The organism is Endozoicomonas sp. SESOKO1 (genome assembly GCF_024606265.1).
Taxonomy (GTDB): domain Bacteria; phylum Pseudomonadota; class Gammaproteobacteria; order Pseudomonadales; family Endozoicomonadaceae; genus Endozoicomonas.
The window spans coordinates 1-1,037 of sequence record NZ_JAHHPP010000156.1; the positions used below are offsets into that span (position 1 = coordinate 1).

1 protein-coding gene is annotated in these 1,037 nt (G+C 54.8%); it reads right to left on the reverse strand.

What is annotated here, in order from left to right:
* A partial coding sequence (locus KDK13_RS07570) for a chondroitinase family polysaccharide lyase (RefSeq protein ID WP_257284368.1) occupies positions 1 to 1,015 on the reverse strand: 1,015 nt, incomplete at its 3' end.
* Between the last annotated feature and the right edge of the window lie 22 nt (positions 1,016 to 1,037).

Genomic DNA, 1,037 nt, shown 5'->3' on the forward strand with positions numbered 1-1,037 from the left:
GTGCCAGACCGGCGTAGTTCATGGACCAGTTACCCACAGCGGGCTGGTTGGCAAAAATGCCCAGCGCATTGAACTTATCCACAAGCACCGGGGCCGGTGAGTCCGTCAGCCTCAGCCAGGTCGCTGCCATTTCCCGGTCAATGGGGTGTTGGCCATCTGAAGTCCCGGAGAGTGCCATATAAAGGAAAGGATCAGTTTCCATGGACTGTTCACCCGTTGGGTGTCGGCCAGTAACCGACATCAGCGTCGTGTTCTGGTTGGCATAAACGGCCGTCATCAGCGTGGCGTTACGCAGCAGGGCATGGGCTTGTGGACTGATGGCATAGTCTGTACCACTCAACAGGTAAACGACAGGCGTAAGCCCCTTCAGGCCACCCTTGCCATAAGCCGGATAGTGCTGTGAGTGATGGAACATGGAGCCGTCTTCCTTGAAGCCACCCGCAGTACCCGGAGAGGTGATCAGCGATGCAGAGAGCCATTGGCTTAACTGGCTCAGCCAGCGGGCCTGTTCATTACTGTCGCTGATCAGCAGGATACTGGCCAGGATACCCTGCAGCTGGGTGTTCATGACATCAATATTAAAGCTGTCAATCTGATCTGCAGGCTCGAAGATGCGACCGGCACCGGCAAACCAGGACAGCATCTGCTGGGTACGTTCAACACGGTTTCGCTCATCCAGTACGCCCCGCATCAGGAAGTGAGCCTTGAACAGGGGGCGTAGTGAATAGCCAAAGTGGTGAACCGTTCCGAGGGAACTGCCATAGGCAAAACCCTGGTCATCAAAGTAGTCGGCCAGATTAATAAACATGGTGGCCAGTTCTTCCCTGACCACTTCTCCGTCTGCACCGGAAGTGTCAGTACCATGCCAGGCAGAAGCGATATCCATCATCAGCTCGCTGTACTGCTTCAGGTCCGCATTGTTAAACAGCAGCTCGCTGGCCTGTTCATCCAGTAACCCTTTATTCACCCCTTTATCCAGGAAAATTTTCAGGCGGTTGGAATTATCCAGGGGCACACCAGTGACCCGGCCATTTTCA